The organism is Labilithrix sp. (assembly GCA_019637155.1).
Classification (GTDB): Bacteria; Myxococcota_A; Polyangia; order Polyangiales; family Polyangiaceae; genus Labilithrix.
Genome location: JAHBWE010000001.1, coordinates 241,060 through 258,012, shown reverse-complemented (window position 1 = coordinate 258,012; position 16,953 = coordinate 241,060). Strand labels below are relative to the sequence as shown.

17 protein-coding genes are annotated in these 16,953 nt (G+C 71.6%); 5 read left to right on the top strand and 12 right to left on the bottom strand.

The genetic code is table 11. The features are described from left to right. Positions 1 to 18: 18 nt before the first annotated feature. Positions 19 to 1,182 (bottom strand): DUF4105 domain-containing protein, encoded by a 1,164-nt coding sequence (locus tag KF837_01125; protein ID MBX3225877.1) that lies wholly within the window; start codon positions 1,180 to 1,182, stop codon positions 19 to 21. Positions 1,183 to 1,234: 52 nt separating this feature from the next. Here KF837_01125 and KF837_01120 point away from each other — a divergent pair, with 52 nt between their 5' ends. Both KF837_01120 and KF837_01115 read left to right on the top strand, forming a co-directional pair. Next, positions 1,235 to 1,906 carry a hypothetical protein gene (locus KF837_01120; protein ID MBX3225876.1) on the top strand — a complete coding sequence of 224 codons (672 nt, stop codon included), beginning with the start codon at positions 1,235 to 1,237 and terminating at the stop codon, positions 1,904 to 1,906. A gap of 9 nt (positions 1,907 to 1,915) precedes the next feature. After that, positions 1,916 to 2,884: an endonuclease/exonuclease/phosphatase family protein gene (locus KF837_01115; GenBank protein ID MBX3225875.1), complete on the top strand. Its 969-nt coding sequence runs from the start codon at positions 1,916 to 1,918 to the stop codon at positions 2,882 to 2,884. Here KF837_01115 and KF837_01110 read toward each other — a convergent pair. Further along, on the bottom strand, positions 2,865 to 3,428 hold the full coding sequence (locus KF837_01110; protein ID MBX3225874.1) for a hypothetical protein: 564 nt from the start codon (positions 3,426 to 3,428) through the stop codon (positions 2,865 to 2,867). The two genes, KF837_01115 and KF837_01110, sit on opposite strands and share 20 nt — an antisense overlap. Before the next feature lie 11 nt (positions 3,429 to 3,439). Then, entirely contained in the window at positions 3,440 to 4,699 is a 1,260-nt protein-coding gene (locus KF837_01105) for a glycosyltransferase (protein ID MBX3225873.1), read from the bottom strand. Positions 4,700 to 4,725: 26 nt separating this feature from the next. On the opposite strand from KF837_01105, the gene wecB reads away from it, so the two are divergent. Beyond that, positions 4,726 to 5,874 carry a UDP-N-acetylglucosamine 2-epimerase (non-hydrolyzing) gene (gene wecB / locus KF837_01100; protein MBX3225872.1) on the top strand — a complete coding sequence of 383 codons (1,149 nt, stop codon included), beginning with the start codon at positions 4,726 to 4,728 and terminating at the stop codon, positions 5,872 to 5,874. Continuing rightward, on the top strand, positions 5,867 to 6,637 hold the full coding sequence (locus KF837_01095) for a WecB/TagA/CpsF family glycosyltransferase (GenBank protein ID MBX3225871.1): 771 nt from the start codon (positions 5,867 to 5,869) through the stop codon (positions 6,635 to 6,637). Before wecB ends, KF837_01095 begins: the two co-directional genes overlap by 8 nt. Here KF837_01095 and KF837_01090 read toward each other — a convergent pair. The 9 genes from KF837_01090 to KF837_01050 all read right to left on the bottom strand — a co-directional run bounded on the left by KF837_01090 (position 6,624) and on the right by KF837_01050 (position 15,772). Next, the gene (locus KF837_01090; GenBank protein MBX3225870.1) at positions 6,624 to 7,487 is read right to left on the bottom strand and encodes a hypothetical protein; all 864 of its coding nucleotides are present in this window, start codon (positions 7,485 to 7,487) and stop codon (positions 6,624 to 6,626) included. The two genes, KF837_01095 and KF837_01090, sit on opposite strands and share 14 nt — an antisense overlap. Positions 7,488 to 7,549: 62 nt before the next feature. Continuing rightward, entirely contained in the window at positions 7,550 to 10,135 is a 2,586-nt protein-coding gene (locus tag KF837_01085) for a TonB-dependent receptor (GenBank protein MBX3225869.1), read from the bottom strand. A 7-nt stretch (positions 10,136 to 10,142) separates the two neighbouring features. After that, the gene (locus KF837_01080) at positions 10,143 to 10,847 is read right to left on the bottom strand and encodes an energy transducer TonB (GenBank protein ID MBX3225868.1); all 705 of its coding nucleotides are present in this window, start codon (positions 10,845 to 10,847) and stop codon (positions 10,143 to 10,145) included. A gap of 2 nt (positions 10,848 to 10,849) precedes the next feature. Then, positions 10,850 to 11,257: a biopolymer transporter ExbD gene (locus tag KF837_01075; protein ID MBX3225867.1), complete on the bottom strand. Its 408-nt coding sequence runs from the start codon at positions 11,255 to 11,257 to the stop codon at positions 10,850 to 10,852. Continuing rightward, positions 11,257 to 11,904, bottom strand: coding sequence for a MotA/TolQ/ExbB proton channel family protein (locus KF837_01070; GenBank protein ID MBX3225866.1), 648 nt, complete (start codon positions 11,902 to 11,904; stop codon positions 11,257 to 11,259). Before KF837_01070 ends, KF837_01075 begins: the two co-directional genes overlap by 1 nt. Positions 11,905 to 11,916: 12 nt before the next feature. Next, the gene (locus tag KF837_01065) at positions 11,917 to 12,786 is read right to left on the bottom strand and encodes a hypothetical protein (protein ID MBX3225865.1); all 870 of its coding nucleotides are present in this window, start codon (positions 12,784 to 12,786) and stop codon (positions 11,917 to 11,919) included. Further along, positions 12,786 to 14,198 (bottom strand): hypothetical protein, encoded by a 1,413-nt coding sequence (locus KF837_01060; GenBank protein ID MBX3225864.1) that lies wholly within the window; start codon positions 14,196 to 14,198, stop codon positions 12,786 to 12,788. Before KF837_01060 ends, KF837_01065 begins: the two co-directional genes overlap by 1 nt. Before the next feature lie 3 nt (positions 14,199 to 14,201). Then, the gene (locus tag KF837_01055; GenBank protein ID MBX3225863.1) at positions 14,202 to 14,525 is read right to left on the bottom strand and encodes a hypothetical protein; all 324 of its coding nucleotides are present in this window, start codon (positions 14,523 to 14,525) and stop codon (positions 14,202 to 14,204) included. A gap of 95 nt (positions 14,526 to 14,620) precedes the next feature. After that, complete coding sequence (locus KF837_01050) at positions 14,621 to 15,772, bottom strand: hypothetical protein (GenBank protein ID MBX3225862.1); 1,152 nt, start codon at positions 15,770 to 15,772, stop codon at positions 14,621 to 14,623. Positions 15,773 to 15,859: 87 nt separating this feature from the next. Here KF837_01050 and KF837_01045 point away from each other — a divergent pair, with 87 nt between their 5' ends. After that, positions 15,860 to 16,915, top strand: a complete 1,056-nt coding sequence (locus KF837_01045) for a sigma-54-dependent Fis family transcriptional regulator (GenBank protein MBX3225861.1) — start codon at positions 15,860 to 15,862, stop codon at positions 16,913 to 16,915. The last annotated feature ends 38 nt before the right edge of the window (positions 16,916 to 16,953 follow it).

Genomic DNA, 16,953 nt, shown 5'->3' with positions numbered 1-16,953 from the left:
CGGGCGTCGAGCACGGCCTTACACCGCGGGAGCGGGCTCCGTTTCCGTCACCGGTTTCGCGGACTTGAGGGCGGAGAGGAGGGCCGCGAACGGGAGCACGACGAGCGCGACGAGCTGGAGGAGCGGCTGGTGCGCGACGCTCACGATCTCGAGGACGGCCACCACGACCGTGACCGCGATCCGGATCTTCAAGTAGAGCGCGAGCCGCTTGCCGAGGTATGGCAGCGCGAGGTCGATCGGCCACAAGAGGAGGAGCGCCCAGTTGTGGCTGATCTCCGGCCACTTCACGAGCGCGCTCGTCATCTCCACCGTGACCGCGAGCGTCCCGAGCGTGCCGCCGACGATCTTGAGCGCGAGCCCGAGCCGATCCCTCCGCGCGCAGAAGCGCACGGTGAGGAACAGCGCGAACGCGACGACGAACACGACGATGCGACCGAGCGCGCGGCTCGTCGGCAGCACCGGCTCGAGCCGCTCCGCGACCTGCTCCGGCGGCACGCCGAACCGCTCCGCGACGCCGTCGCGCAAGATGGCGGGGACGAGCATCGCCTCCCACGGCGTCGGCCGGTGGTCGTTGCCTTCGCCGAAGTAGATCGCCATCGCGGTGAGGATGGCGATGCGTCCGCTGTGCCCTTCTTCGAAGTAGTCGCGCAGCGTGCCGGGCGGGATCGTCGAGGGGCCCGGCCGGAGCTTGCCGTTCGTCGCGACGTCGATGTGATCGCGGAGCTTGGTCGTGCAGTTCGCCCAGTACGGGTGGTACGCGAAGGGCTTGCCGGAGCTCACCTCCCGCTCCATCGCGCCGACGAGGCTCGCCGCCTCCTGGCCGGAGAGCGGGAGGCTCTGCCGCTCGATCGCGCGCCCCCTCTCCTTGAAGAACTCGAGCATGACGCTCTCACCGATGACGACCGGCACGAAGTTCGGACGCCCCCGCATCGCGGTCCAGCCCACCTCGAACATGTCTTCGCTGTCGGCGACGCCGTAATCGAAGCAGCGACCGTGCGCGGGCTCGTCGTGCCCCGCCTCGCGCGCGCAGAGCAACGCGTGCCCGAGCCGGGAGGGGAAGTCGCTGTGCGGCCCGATCGTGTAGAGGTAGACCGTCGGCGGCGGCTCCGGCTCGTCCGCCCTCGCTTCGCGAACGAAGACGAGCGCGGCGAGGCTGAAGAGGACAGCGAACAGAAGACGCATCGGCGCGGGTCCTATACCCGAGAACGGGGCGGTATGCGATGCTGGCGGCGCCGTGAAACGCGTTGCTCTCGCCGTCCTCGGAGTGGTGCTCGCCGTGGCGGTCATGGTGCTGATCGCGCGGCGCGGCGACGAGGAGAATCCGGCGAGCCCGGCGGGCGACGCGGCGGCGGAGGCCGCGCTCGCGGAGGAGCCGTACGACGCCGCGGGGGACCTCGTCCTCGACGTGAAGGAGCTGGAGCTCGGCGACGGCGCGCTGAACCAGCGATCGATCCGCGTCGATCACCCGGACCAGGCGATGCAGGCGAAGCTGCGCGAGTGGCTCGCGGCGCGCGAGGAGGCCGCCGTCGCGACCGGCGCGGCGATCGACTGCCACGCGCAGACGGCGAAGACGAGCTTCGTCAGCATCACGTGCTCGTCGCTCGACGCCGAGACGGACGCGGGCGCGCCCGACGCGGCGAAGCCGACCGTGAAGTACGAGTCGATCACGCTCCGCGTCGTCCGCGGCAAGATCGAGGAGCTCACCCTCGCCGACGTGCTCATGCCGAACGCGGGCGAGGCGGAGGTGATCGCGGCGTGCAAGAAGTCCGCGGACCCGCCGCTCCCGTGCGTGTGGCCGCCGACGAGCTTCGCGGTGAGCCCGGGAGGAACGCTCTTCCTCTGCCACGGCTCGAGCTGCGTCGACGTCGACGGCGATGCGGAGCTGCTTCGGCCCGAGCTGCGCTAACATCGGCGGATGCGCGCCGTCTGCCTCGCGTTCGTCGTCGTCCTCGCCGGCGCGTGTGGAGACGGAGGCGCGGCGACGCCGGCCGGCGGCTCGTCGGGCGCTCCGAGCGACAACGCCTCGAGCAGCTCCAGCTCGGGCGGGAGCTCCGGCGCGCCGAAGCGGGACGGCGGTACGGAGGGAGGCTCGCCGCCGGGCAGCGCCGCGAACGTCCGCGTCGTCGCGGGCAACCTGACGAGCGGCGATCGACCGACCTACGACGAGGGCCCCGGCAGCCGCATCTTCAAGGGGCTCCGCGCGGACATCGCCCTCGTCCAGGAGCTCAACGTCGGCGACAAGTCCGACGCCGCGCTCCGCGGCTGGGTCACCGAGACATTCGGTGCAGATTACAACTACTACCGCGAGGCGGGGACGGGCCTGAACATCCCGAACGGCGTCGTCAGCCGCTTCCCGATCCTCGAGTCGGGCCGCTGGCCGGACGCGCCGGACCGCGGCTTCGTGTACGCGAAGCTCGACGTGCCGGGCGATCGCGATCTCTGGGCGGTCAGCGTGCACCTTCTCACCGCGAACGCGACGACGCGCAACAACTCGGCGCGAGACCTCGTCGCGAAGCTGAAGGAGGTCGTGAAGGACGGCGAGTACGTGATCGTCGGCGGCGACCTCAACACCGACACGCGCGGCGAGACCTGCATCACGACGCTGGACGAGATCGTCGACGCCAAGGGCGCGCAGCCCGCCGACGCGGACGGCAACGGCAACACGAACGCGCCGCGCGGCAAGCCCTACGACTGGGTCCTCGCCTCGCCGAACCTCGCCCCGCACCAGGTGCCGACCGTCATCGGCGCGAACAGCTTCGAGAAGGGCCTCGTCTTCGACAGCCGCGTCTACACGCCGCTCGCCGACGTCGCGCCGGTCATGGCGACCGACAGCAGCGCGAAGAACATGCAGCACATGGCGGTCGTCAAAGACTTCCAGCTCTGACTCCGAGCGGCGCAGCGGTTCGAGCGAAGATGCGGTAGCGCGGGACGCGCGGCTCGGGCGCCGGTCCGTAGAGCGCGAGCTCGCCGAGGGAGATGGGCGGGGCATGGAGATCGGTCGCGCGCCCCCACGCCACGCCGGCGGCGCGCTCGGCGGGCGTCGTCTTCCAGTGGAAGCGAGCCACCGTGACGTGGGGGAGCGCGGGCTTCTGCTCGCGCGGCGCGCCGACGGCGTCGGTGAGCTCGTCGCGATGCGCGGTCATGAACGCCGCGAGCGGGGCGCGGTTGTCGGCGATGGTGGCGGCGAGGACGGAGGGCTTGTGCGGCGGGCCGAGCGGGATGATGGGGCCTACCGTTCCGGCCCAGGTGAAGGGCGGCCACGCGCGGACGCGCTCGAAGGCGGCGCGGGCGAGGTCTTCGGGGATGCGGCCGAGGAACGCGAGCGTGAGATGAAGGTTCGGGACGGTCTCCTTGCGCGCGCCGGCGGGAGGGTCGAGGCGCTCGAACCAGTCGCCGCCGTCGGTCGAAAACGCGATGAAGAAGCTCACCTCGATCGTCGCTATTTGGGAATCGGAGCTCCGAGGGCGTCGCGCATCACGTCTTGCGCGACGCGGAGGGAGTGGTGCGTTTCGAGGAAGTCGTAGCCGGCCTGGACGAGGCGCGCGCGGAGGTCGCCGTCGTCCACGATGCGCGCGACGCGCTCGGCGAAGGCGGCCGGGTCCTGCGTGATGAGTGCCTCCTTGCCGTCGGTGAGCGGCAATCCGAAAGCTCCGTCCGGGGTCGTGACGACGGAGAGGCCGGCGCGGAAGCCCTCGAGGAGCTTCATCCGCACGCCCGAGCCGCCGGTGATGGGGGCGATCATCCCGAGGGAGCGCGCGTAGAGGGGCTCGAGGTCTTCGAGGAAGCCCACCGTCTCGATGCCGGGGGCTCTCCAGGTTTCGGGGATTGGCAACTTGCCATTGTCATCCGGTTTCAGGCCGACGCCGGCGATCTCGAAGGTGGCATTCGGGACGCGCGCGCGGACGAGGGGCCAGACCTTTTGGCAGAACCAATCGAGGCCGAGGACGTTGGGCTTCCAGCGGAGGCTACCGACGTAGCAGAAGTGCGGGCGACCGGGGTGGGGGCGCTGCTTCTCGTCGAAGGTCATGACGACCGGGACGACGTGCGCGCGCACGGAGGGGACGAAGTCGGCGAAGACCTTCGCGTCTTCGTTCGAGATCGCGACGACGGCGTCGACGGTGCGGAGGACGTGCTTCTCGAACGCCGCGGCGGCGCGGTGCTCGGCCCGGGCGACGAGCTTCTTCGGGCCCGTCTTCTCGCCGGCGAACTGCTTGAAGAAGTCGCTCTCGACGTTGTGCTGATCGAGGACGACGCGCGCGCGGGGGCAGACCGCCTTCACGTCGGGCAGGTACTCCGCCATGCCGAGGTGATCGATGTAGACGACGTCGGGGCGATCGCGCGTGAGGGCGGCGCGGAGCCTGGGGCGGAGGTGCTTCGAGTCCCACTTGCCGGCGAGGTACGGCGTGCCGAGGAGACGGAGCGCAATGACGCGCGGGACGTATTGCTTGAAGTCGAAGAGGTGGATCGGGTGGAAGACGGGGGGCTCGACGAGGAGCTTGCCCGCGGAGCCGTCCGCGTCGAAGGCGTGGGCGAGCGCGTCGACGTGGACGCTCGGCACGTCGGTCTCGCGGACCGAGAGGAGCGTGATCGACGTGACCTCCGGCAGCGACGCGATGATGCGGAGCTGCGAGAGCGTGCGGACGGGGCCGCCGCTCGTCGCCGGCCACGGGAACTCGGTCGTGAGATGGACGACGCGCATGCGCGCACGCTACCATCGCCGCCTTCATGTCCGAGCGGAAGAAGCGCGTCCTCTCTGTGTTCGGCACGCGGCCCGAGGCGATCAAGATGGCGCTGCTCTCGAAGGCGCTCGAGGCCGATGCGGCATTCGAGGCGGCGGTGTGCGTCACCGCGCAGCATCGTTCGATGCTCGATCAGGTGCTCTCCATCTTCGACGTGAAGCCGCGGTTCGACCTCGATCTGATGAAGGCGAACCAGGGCCTCGCGGATTTGACGGCGCGCATCCTCGACGGGATGACGGGCGTGATCCGCGAGTGGCGGCCGGACTGGATCATCGTCCAGGGGGACACGACGACGGCGTTCGTCGCGGCGCTCGCGGCGTTCTACGAGAAGGTGTCGGTCGCGCACGTGGAGGCGGGGCTCCGCACCGGCTTCAAGTACTCGCCGTGGCCGGAGGAGATGAACCGGCAGCTCGTCGGCCGCATCGCCGACCTGCACCTGCCGCCGACGGAGCGCTCGCGCGCGGCGCTCCTCGCCGAGAACGTGCCGGCGGAGCGCGTCCACGTCACCGGCAACACCGTCGTCGACGCGCTCCTCTGGGTGTCGAAGAAGCTCGACGACGACGCGGCCGCGCGCGCGGCGCTGGACGAGCGGTTCTCGATGCTCGACCCGAAGCGGCGTCTCATCCTGATCACCGGGCACCGGCGCGAGAACTTCGGAAAGCCGTTCGAGGACATGTGCAACGCCTTCGTCGACATCGTGCGCGCGCGGCCCGACGTCGAGATCTGTTATCCGGTGCACCTGAATCCCAACGTGCAGGCGCCGGTGAAGGCGATCCTCGCCGCGGCGGACGCGGAGCTCCGCGGGCGGATCCACCTCATCGACCCGGTCGAATACCTGCCTTTCGTTTATTTGATGAAGCGGTGTCATTTCATCGTCACCGACAGCGGCGGCGTGCAAGAAGAGGCCCCGTCGCTCGCGAAGCCGTGCCTCGTCACGCGCAACGACACGGAGCGGCCGGAGGCGGTCGAGGCGGGGACGGCGAAGCTGATCGGGACGAAGCGCGAGCGCATCGTCGAGGAGTCGCTCCGCCTCCTCGACGACGATGACCACTACGCGTCGATGAGCCGCGCGCACAACCCGTACGGCGACGGGAAAGCCAACCAACGCATCGTCGAGATATTGAAGCGTGTCTGAGCGAATCGACCTCCTCGGCTGCCCCTTCGACGCGATCACGGAGGACGCGACGGTCGACCTCGTCTTTCGCTGGATCGAGGATCCGGAGCGGAAGAGCCACCACATCATCACGGTGAACGTGGCCATTTTGATGATGGCCAAAGAGGATCCGAAGCTCGCGGACGCGATCGACAAAGCGGACCTCGTCGTCGTCGACGGCAAGCCGCTGGTGTGGACGTCGAAGTGGCTCGGCGCCCCGGTCCCGCACAAGGTGTCGGGCGTCGACCTGATGCGGCGGCTGCTCGAGGAGGGCGACCGCCGCGGCCTCCGCATCTTCCTGCTCGGCACGACGCAGGAGCGGCTCGACGTGCTCGTCAAGGTGATCGAGGCGCGGTATCCGGGCGTCACGATCGCGGGGGCGCGGAATGGCTACTTCAAGGCGCCGGATTACCCGGCGGTGACGGAGACGATCCGCGAGTCGAAGGCGGACCTCTTGCTCGTCGGGATGCCGGCGCCGTTCAAGGAGATCTGGTGCGAGGAGCATCGCGACGCGATCGCGACGCCCTGCATGCTCGGCGTCGGCGGCGCGTTCGACGTGATGGCGGGGTTCGTCCCGCGCGCGCCCCGCCTCATGCAGGAGGCCGGCATGGAGTGGGCCTGGCGCCTCGCGATGGAGCCGAAGAAGCTCTGGAAACGCTACCTCGTCACGAACTCCGCGTTCCTCGCGCTCCTCGGCAAGACGCTCGTGCTCCGCCGCGCCGGCGGGGCGGTCAATCGACGATGACGCGGAGGGCGCGGAAGGCGACGCCGCCGCGGGAGTCGCGCAATACGAAATAGAGGGTGGCGTCGCCGGCGACGGTGAAGTCGTTCTCGCTCTGCGTCGCGGGGTCGGCCTCGTCGACGCCGGTGCGTGACGTGGCGAAGGTGCCGGCCGTCGCGAGCCACGAGACGCGGAGGGACTCGCGGCGGTCGACCACCGTGCGCGCGGCGGGGTCGAACGCCACGTAGGGCTCGGCCGCCGAGGCGGGCCAGGTCACGCGGAGCCTGAGCCGCGCGCCGGGGCGCGCGCGGAGGGCGCCGGTGGTCAGGACGCCGTCGGCGAGCACGTGCGCGATCTCGGGGTTTTCGTTGATTCGATATCGCGATTCGAATTCGGCGACCTGCGCCTGGGTGGCGCCCGCGAGGCCGCAGCGGACACGAATCGAGAACGCCGCGCCGGCGGCGAGGCCTGGTTGGTAATAGCCGCCGGTGCCGTCGGGATCGGCGGGGCGGCCGTTCGTGCCGAGGGGAGGGTCCGGCCCGAAGTTGCGGCACGCGTCGCGCGGCAGCTCCGCGCGCACGGAGGGCCCGCCGCCGAGCGCGACGCTCGACTCCGGGTACACGAGGCACTCGTTCGCGATGGGGCCGGACTCCGCGAGCGCCTTCCGCGCGAGGCAGAGGCTCCACGCGACGGAGGTGCCGTCCGTCGCGAGCGCGGTCAAGGTCACGCTCTCGCCCGGCCGCGCCTCCGCCGGCTCCGCGCGCACCGCGAGGACCCGCGGCTCGTCGGCGCGGCTCGCGTCGTCCTCGAGCGCCGGCGTGCACGACACGGCCAGCATCACGCTCACCACGCCGACGAGCACGCCCCCACTCACGCGATCCGCATGCGCACTCGCGCGAGCCGGTGCCGGCGCGATCATGATGGGGCGGGGGGCGCTCATCGTTCCCACCGGAGGCCGGCGACCGGGAGGAGCGGGAGGCCCGTGACGTAGGCGCGGCGGCGGTAGCTCGACGAGTACACGACCTCCTCCGGGTTCTCGCGGTTCGTGACGTTCTGGACCTCGAGGTAGGCCTCGAGCGCGCCCGCGGCGCCGAGGGTCCAGCGCTTGCTACCGCGGAGGTCGAGCTGGAAGAACGCCGGGAGACGATCGCGGTTCTTCGGGTCGAAGAGGGGCGCGTAGACGTCGCGGCGCGCGTCGTAGATCGCGGCGCCGACGCGCGTGCGCGCGAAGCCGCTCGACCAGCGCGCGCGCGCGCCGACCTCCCAGCCCTTGCCGAGCTCCACGCGGCCCACCGCGGAGAGCACGTGGGTCTGGTCATAGTCCGAGGGGCGCCACGCGCCGGCCGGCGTGTCGCGGCGCTCGCTGCGCGTGACGGCGTAGCTCACCCAGCCCGCGACGCGGCGCGAGAGCTCTTGGCGCAGCAGCGTCTGCACGCCGTACGCGCGGCCGTCGCCGACCGGGAGGAGCGCCTCCGCGAGGAGCGGCGCGGCGGCGGGGTTGCGCATCGAGAGATCGGACGACAGCGTGAGGAACGAGGTCGTCTCGAGCGCCGTTTTGGGAAATACCTTGAAGGCTCCGCCGAGGACGAAATGGTCGCCTCCCGCCGCCGGCAACGCCGGATTGCCGAACACCGACGAGAGGTCCTCCGCCGCGGGGAGCTGGTGATATCGGCCATACGCCGCGCGGAGCAGGAGGCGCGGCTCCGCTTGCCATCGCACCGCGAGCCGGGGCTCGAGCGCGGCGCCCTGGCGAAACGCGCCGAGCCCCGGCGTGTCGCCCACCGCCGGGGTCTTGCGGCTCACGCTCACGAAGTAGGGATCGAAGCGGAGGCCCGGCGCGACGTGGACGCGCCCGCCGAACAGGCCAATATCGAACTCCGAATAGGGCGCGATCCCCGCGGTCACGACCTTCCATCGATCGGCGTTCACGCGATCGGCCGGCGCCTGACCGAAGACGCGGAGATCGCCCTCGCGCGGCGGGGTGGTGATCGAGCCGCTGCGCGTCAGGCGGGCGTCGTCGACCTCGGCGTCGAGGCCCACCGCGACGGAGACGTCTTTCGCGATCGATCCGCGATAGGAGGCGCGGAGGCCGTAGAGCGTCGTGTCCTGGCGCGAGAAGGCGGGCACCTCGCCGAAGCGGTCCTCGCGCCGCGCGCGGTCGAGGCCGAACCACGGGACCACGCTCGCGCCGCCGCGCTCCCAGCGCGCGTAGACGCGCTCGAACGCGAGCACGCGGCGATCGAGCTTGCGGAGGAGCGGATCGGTGCTCGTCGCGACGCGCTCGACGTCGTCGCTCGAGTGGAGCCACGTGACCTCGACCCGCTCGTCCTTCGCGACCTCGTAGGCGACGCGCGCCTGCGCGTCCTCGTAGCGGGGGATCGGGAAGAAGTCCTTCGCGTCGCCGCCGGTGATCGGGTTCAGCACCGCGTCGAGGTGGCTCCGGCGCGCCGCGATCGCGACGTGGAGCCGCTCGCCGATCGGGGCGCGCAGCGCGGCGGACGCGTCGAGGAGGTCGACGCCCGCGCTCGCGTGGAGGCGCGGCTCGGTGAGGCGCCGCGTCCGCACCGTCACGAGGCCGCCGAGGCCGCGGCCGAACGCGGCGCCGTAGCCCCCCGGCGCGAGCTCGACCGACTCGACGAGATCGGTCGCGACGACGGAGCGCAGGCCGCCGCCGTGGTAGAGGCGCGGGACGCGCACGCCGTCGACGTAGACGCGCGTGTCCTCCGGCGCCGCGCCCCACACCACGAGCGCGCCCGAGCCGACCTGCGCGCGCGCGACGCCGGGCATGCTCTCGATCACCTTCAGCACGTCACCCTGCGTGCCGGGGAGGCGGCGCCCCTCCTCCGCCGTCACCTCCGTCGCGACGACGTGCTTCTCGAGCGCCGGCGCGGTGACGACGATCTCGAGGTCGTCCCCGTCCCCCGCCGCGTCGCCGGCCGCCGCCGGCGCCGCGACGTCGTAGACCGCCTCGAGCTTCTTCCCCGCCTCGAAGGTCTCCTCCGTCCGGAGCGCGGTCAACCCCGCGCCCGAGAGCGTAATGGCTTGTTTGCCCGGCGCGACGCCGGTGAGCGAGAAATGGCCACTATCGTCGGTCGAAGCGGAGAGGCCTCCGACCTCGATTTCGACGCCGCCAATGGGTTTACGCGTGGCGCGATCGCGGACGATCCCCTCGAAGGTCGCGGTCGTCGGCGCCTCCTCCGCGATCGTGAAGGCATAACGAAATAGCAACTTGATCGGCGACGGTTTGCCGTCGATCTCGGCGGGCTCGAAGACGGAGTCGCGGATCGCCGCGAGCGCCGCCGCGTCGAGGACGGGACCCGCCGACTCCACCACCTCCGCCGCCTCGACCCGGCCCGTCGCGCCGATCGTGATCCGGAGCACCACCTCCGCCGCGCGCTTCTCCGGGTTCGCCGCCTCGGCGAGCTGCACGAGGCGCGGGGGCTTCGTCAGCTTCTGCGCGGACGCGGTCGCCGGCGCGAGGAGCGCGAGCGCGACCGCGAGCGTGGCGGAGCGACGGCGCATCGATCGCTCAGAGCGTGAACCGCATCGCGACGGTGAACGTGGCGGTCGCCGGCTTCCCGCACTTCGTCCCCGGCTCGAACGTCGCCGCCCGCGCCGCCGCCAACGCCGCCTCGTCGAGGCCGTACCCGAGCCCCTCGAGGACGCGCACGCTCGTCACCTTGCCCGTCGCGTCGACCGTGATCTCGACGCGCACCTTCCCCGCGACGTTCGCGGCGCGCGCCTCGGCGGTGTAGGCCGGCTGCGCGATCGCGATCGGCTTCGGTTTTTTCGGGGCTTCGTCGCACGTCTCGGCCGGCGCCGGCGCCGCCGCGAGGACGCGGTGGACCGGCGGGGCCGAAGCCGAAGCCGCGACGGGGGCGGGAGCAGCGGCGCGCACCGCGAGGCCGGGGCCCGCGCCGCCGCCGCCGAGCGAGAGCCCGAAGTCCGGGACCGCGTCGCCCGCCGTCGCGGGCGCGGCTTCGGGCAAAGGAGCGGCAGGCTCCGCGGCGCGCGCGGCAAGCTTCGCCTTCCTCGGCGCCGGCGCATCTTCCGGCGGCGGGGCGGGCGGCGGAGGCGTCTCCGGCGGCGGCGCGGCCTCCTTCTTCGCCGGCTCCACGATCGAGATCGCGACGTCCTCGTAGCGCCGCTCGCCCTTGAGCGACACGATGCCGACCGCGAGCGCGCCGTGGGCGGCGAAGCTCGCGAGGTAGAGGATCCCGGCGCGGGTGAGCACGGCTACTTCGAGCGCTCGACGTGGATCGCGAACTTCGAAATACCTTCGACCTTCGCGATGTCGATCACGTGGACGACCGCGCCGTGATGGACCTCCTGGTCGGCGCTCACGACGAGGCTCAGGTCCGCGTTCGCGCCGTGGGCGGCGCGCAGCTTCTCGATCAGCGCCGGCTCCGCGATCTCTTCTTCGTTGTAGAGCGTCTTTCCGTCCTTCGTCAGCGTGACCGCCGCCGTCTGCGGCGCGGCCTCGTCGGAGGACGCCGTCTTCGGCAATTCCACTTTGAGGCTCTGCGCGACGATGTACGTCGCCGACACCATCATGATGACGAGGAGGACGAGGACGACGTCGACCATCGGCGTCACGTTGATGCCGACGATGGGCCCGCGCCGGCCCGCCGCGGTGCCGGCCATTATTCGGCCTCCGCGGCGCCGGCGGAGGGCGCCCGCAGCGCGGCGGTGACGAGCTTGGAGAGCGAGATCGCGTCGCTCTCGATCTCGGAGATCCGCTTCTGCGCCACGTTGTACGCGACGACGGCGGGGAGCGCGACGAAGAGGCCGACGCCGGTCGCGACGAGCGCCTCCGCGATGCCGCTCATGACGTTGCCCATCGCGGCCTTCGCCGCGCCGCCCGCGAGCTGATGGAACGCCTCGATGACGCCGAGGACGGTGCCGAAGAGGCCGATGAACGGCGCGTTGTTGCCGAGCGTGCCGAGCAGGTTGGTGCCGCGCTCGAGCTCCTTCCGCGCCACGCCGAGCTCGCTGTCGACCGCGTCCGCGATCGCCTCCGGGCCGCCGCGGCGGAACGCGAACGCCGAGCGCACCACCCGCGCCTCGATGCTCGGGCTCTTCGAGAGCGCCGCCTCCGCGCCGTCGACGTCGCCGCGCGCGAGCGCCTTGCCGACCCGCGCGCGGAGCGAGCCCACGTCGTCGCGATGGCGGCGGAAGAAGAGCCAGCGCTCGAGCATCGCGGCGAACGACACGACCGAGAGCGCGAGGAGGAGCCAGAGCACCCACGTGCTTCCGGCGAGGGCGACCTTGAGGAGACGGTCAACGATCATGGCTTTGCTCCTTCATTCGAACGACAGCTCCGTCACGAACGTCCCGAGCGTCGCGCCCCCGTTGGCGTCGACGCCGAGCAACGTCCCTTCACGGGTGAGGGTCACGTCCGGCCCCTGCTTGACCGACACGCGGAAGTGCACCGGCGCGCGACCGCACGCGTCGAAGAGGCTCGCGTAGACGAGGTACGAGCCCGCCGGCGGAGGGACCTGGAACACCAGGTCTTCACGGTGAACGTGATCCAGGAGGCAGGCGGCGTTCGAGTCGCGCGTGATCGTGCCGGCGCCGGCGTCAGGATCGCCGTTCCGCGGCCGCTTGGCGGAGAGCAGCGTGCCGTCCGGAGCCACGACGACGAGGTCCAGATCCGCCGGCGTGTCCCACGTCAAGGAGACGACCGCCGCCGGCAACTTGGCATTCGGATCGCAAGCGACGTCGTTGTCCGGTATCGCCGAGGCGACACAAGTCGGCAGTCCGCGCTGGGCCCCCGCGTTCCCCGCCGCGTCGATCGCGACCACCAGCAGCTCGTGCGGCCCCGGCGGGACGTCCGGTCCGAACGAGAGCGAGACCGCCCACTCGAGCTCTCCGCCGTTGGAGGGGTCCGGCCCGCCGACCGGAATTACCCAATAGCCGGTCCCCAAATCGGCAAAACGGACGGCGACCGCGGCGGCGTCGGTGGAGGTCCGCCCGAGCACGGCCTTCTCCGTCTGCCCGGGACGGAGGACGAGGCTCGCCGACTCGATCGCGGTCACCTCCGGCCGCTCGGCCCCGCCCGGCAGCGCGCCCGACTTGAAGCTCCCGCCGCGGACCTGGAGCGGCTCGTCGAGCCCGCTCCGCGCCTCGACGCCGGAGCACGCGATCAGGAGCGCGAGGGCCCACCGCCGCATCACAGCTCTCCTTGCAGGCGGAGCGTGAGCTGGTCGTTCTTCAGATCGGTCGGGACGCCCTGCGCGTCGCGCGCGAGGTTGTCGACGATCGCGTCGTACTGCACGAGGAGCCGGAGGCGATCGGGCAGCACGAGGCCGACGAGCGGCGAGTACGTGCGGATCGCTGCGCTCGCGGGGATGAGCTTCCCGCCGCGCTCGTCGAAGAAGTCGGCGTTCGGGTCGTAGTAGTCGGCGCGGAAGCCGACGACGCCCCAGCGCGTGACGTCCTGCACGAACGCGACGTACCAGCCGAGCTCGCGCGCGTCGGTGCCGGTCGCGATCGGATCGGCGCCGAAGAGGCCACGATCCGCGTTCTGCGCGACGAAGACCTCGCCGTAGAGGCGCGACTTGCCGAAGCGCGTCTCGAACGCGAGCTGGAGGTCGACGCCGAAGGCCCAGCGCGAGAAGGTCAGCGACGGCGTCGCGGCGGTGGCGGGCACGGCCGTGATCTCGCCGTTGTCGATCTGGCCGTTCTCGTTGAGGTCGCGCCAGAGCGTCGCGTTCTTCGTCGCGTCGTTGCCGGCGTGGAACCCTTCGCCGGTGAGGAACGACGCGCCGCCGCTCACGCGCAGGCGCGAGCCCACCGCCGTATCGACGCCGACGCGACCGACGAGGTCCTTCGCCGCGTTGAGCTCGCGGTTCGCGCGGCCGGGTCGATCGTCGAGCGGCTCGCCGTTCTGCGCCGCGACGGAGTAGCGAAAGAACCCGACCCCGCCGGAGACGCGGACGCCGAGGTCGGGCTCCCCGGGGAACAGCGCGAGGCCGCCGGCGGATCGCTCCATGAACCAGCGCGCTCGTGGCGAGTCGGTGATCTCGTAACCAAATGGGATTTCGGACAACCCGGCCGTGACTCTCAAGTACGGCGGCGCGTTCGCCTCCGGATTGCGCCATACGAAGGCGACCTCGGCGCGGCGGAGGCCGAACGTCGGGCCGCGGGTCGTATTGCCGTCGATCTCGATCGCCGTCGCGGCCCATTTCCACGCTCGATCGACGCGAATACGCGCGCGGCGGACGAGGAAGCGGTCCTCGTTGAGAGGCAATCCGCCTTGCTGGAGCTGGTCCTCCGACGCCGCGCTCGTTTGGTATTGGCCTTGGACATATCCCGATATGACGAGCCCGAGCGGTCCCGTCAGCCCGCCCGTGAGCGACGGCTCCGGGCGGCCGGTGACGACGTCGGGGGGCGGGGGCGAAGGAGGAGGAGAAGGCGGCGGCGCCGGTGCGGGCTCCACAGGAGCTTGTGGAGCCTGCACCGGCGTCACCTGGGGCTCGAGGGCCGGCGGCTGAGTCAGGACCGCCGGCACCTCGAGGTCATCCTCCGCAGGCCGGCCAGAAATAGCCTGGAGGAGGAGGACGATGGGAAGGACGAGGCCCACGGATCACAGGACGGGCGGGAGCGCCTGACCGGGAACGAAGAGCGGGAGCCGCGCCGCGTTGTCGAACGGCGCGCATTGGCCGTCGGTGCACGCGTTGAGGAGATCGATCGTGCGCGTCGGCTCGCACGTGAAGCAGCCCTCCGCGCCGAGGCACGAAGGATCGACGTCGGCGTCGACGTCGCCGCCGTCCGCCGCGCCGCCGCTCGTCGAGGTGCCGGCGACCCCGACCGTACGCGACGGCGCCGACTCCTGCGCGTTCGAGCAAGCAAACCCAACCGGCACGAACGACAGCACGAGGACGAGCACATCGCGCCATCGACCGGCCACGCGCCTACCCGCGCCCGCCGCGCGGCTGCCCACGCCCGTCGGACCCGCCGAGCCCGCGGCCGCGGCTGAGCCTGCGGTGAGACGATCGCGCGTGCTCATCGGGCCTCGCAGAAGCCGAAGCGGCAGGTTGGGGTGCTCGTGCCGCACTGGGCGTCGGTGGTGCACGCGGTGCACGTGGTCGTGCCCGTCGCGATGTTCTCGAAGGCGCAGCCGCACGGTTTTTCTGGGGCCTCGCGGCGGATGTCGCCGAGGTCGCCGTCGCGCCAGACGTTCATCGCGCAGCGCGGGACGGTGCCGGACTTCGTCTCGATCGAGAGCATGTCGACGTTCGCCGGCGGCGCCGTCGCGCCCGTAAAGAGGCCGATGAAGTCCGCCGCCGCGGCGTTCACGATCTTCTTCTGCGCGTCCACTTTGGCGAAGAAGTGGAGCGGCGCCCACATCCAGTACTGGCCGTTGCGGACGCTCTTCTTGTCGAACGCGGTCGGGCTCGAGTCGGGCCAGAACCCGCAGCGCTGCCCCGCGTGCTGGTAAGCGAGGATCTTCACCGTCGCCCGGTTCGCGTCCGCGACCTCGCCCGAGACGACGCCGATCGCCGCCTCCGGCTTGGGCGACTGCGCGACCGCGGTGACGGTGCCGCTGTTCGTCTTCGTGTCGATGCCCTTGAACTTCTCGACCGGGACGCCGGTCGCGATCGAGAGGAAGAGCTGCACCGCGGCGTTGGGATCGCGCCGGTAGATCTGCGACTCGTCCACCCACGGCGCGGCCTGCCCCTGCTGGCCGAACCCGAACGCGAAGTACGCCGCCTCGCGGCTGATCGACGTCTGGCTCGACGCCACCGGCGCGATCAGCGTGTACGCGTTGACGGGGCCCTCGAAGTCGCCGACGTCGGCCGGCAGCGCGGCGACGCCGGGACACGACGTCGCGCTGTTGCCCATGCTGACGAAGTCGATCGTCGTCGGCACGTCGAGCGTGCAGGTCTGCTCCTTGCCGTCGGCGTCCCAGTAGCTCGCCGTCCCCGTCAGCTTCGTGTCGCCGAGCAAGCCGTTGATGCCGACGCACGCGCCGGGCGCTTGGTAGACGAGCGTCCGCGGCGACGCCGCCGCGAGCGCGGCGCCGACCTTCCCGAAGAGCGGCTTCGTCGCGCTCCCGCCGATGCCGTAGATCGGCGCCGGCTTGTCCTTGCAGTTGCCGTCCGCCCGCGCAGGCGAGGCGACGAGGAGGACCCCGGCGCCAAAGAGGAGGGCCACCGTCTTGTTTCCAAGACCGGCGTCCGTTATATTGAACATATGTCCGCCGTAAGCACGCGTAGTGCCAGCTCGAGGATCCCCGCAGAAATGCCGTTTCGACCGCATCTGGCGGGGGCGCGGCCAGCACCGGCGCTGGCCGCGCCCGTCGAGATCGACGGCGGAGCCGTTCAGTTTGATGACGATCCCGTCGTAGGAGCGGCGACCGGGCTCCGCTCCGTCATCGAGCGCATCGAGCAGGTCGCGCCGACGGAGGCGCCCGTCCTCCTCGAAGGGGAGACCGGATCGGGGAAGGAGCTCATCGCCCGCGTCCTCCACGTTCGATCGCGGCGCGCGCGCGGGCCGATGATCCGCGTCAACTGCGGCGCGATCCCGAAGGACCTCGTCGACTCGGAGCTCTTCGGCCACGAGCGCGGCAGCTTCACCGGCGCGACGAGCTCGCGCCAGGGCTGGTTCGAGCGCGCCGACGGCGGCACGCTCTTCCTCGACGAGATCGCGGAGCTCCCGCTCGCGGCGCAGGTGCGCCTCCTCCGCGTGCTCCAGGAGGGCACGCTCCAGCGCGTCGGCGGGAGCAAGACGCTCGAGGTCTCGGTGCGCATCGTCACCGCCACCCATCGCGATCTCCGCGCGATGTGCGCGGCGGGCGCCTTCCGCGAGGACCTCTGGTACCGCATCGGCGTCTTCGCGGTGCGGATCCCGCCGCTCCGCGATCGGCCGTACGACATCCCTGCCCTCGCCGCTCATTTCGCGCGGCGCTCCGGCCTCCGCCTCACCGGCGTGCCGCTCGTCCCGACCGAGGCCGAGATCGCGGCGCTCCAGCGCTACACGTGGCCCGGCAACGTGCGCGAGCTCGCCGCCGTCGTCGAGCGCGCCGCCATCCTCGGCGGCGGCCTCCGCCTCGACCTCGCGGGCGCGCTCGGCGATCCGCTGCCCGCGATCGAGTCCTCCGTCGTCTCGGTCGCCCCGCGCGCCGACGCCTTCCCCACGCTGGCGGACGCGATGCGGGCGCACATCGGCAAGGCGCTCGAGCGCACGCGCGGACGCATCGAAGGCCCCGCCGGCGCGGCCGCGCTCCTCGGCCTCAACCCGCACACCCTCCGCGGCAAGATGCGCAAGCTCGCCATCGACTGGGCACGCTACCGCTAGTAGAAGCGCGGGCAGCGACCAAGCACCCCAGCCGAGGA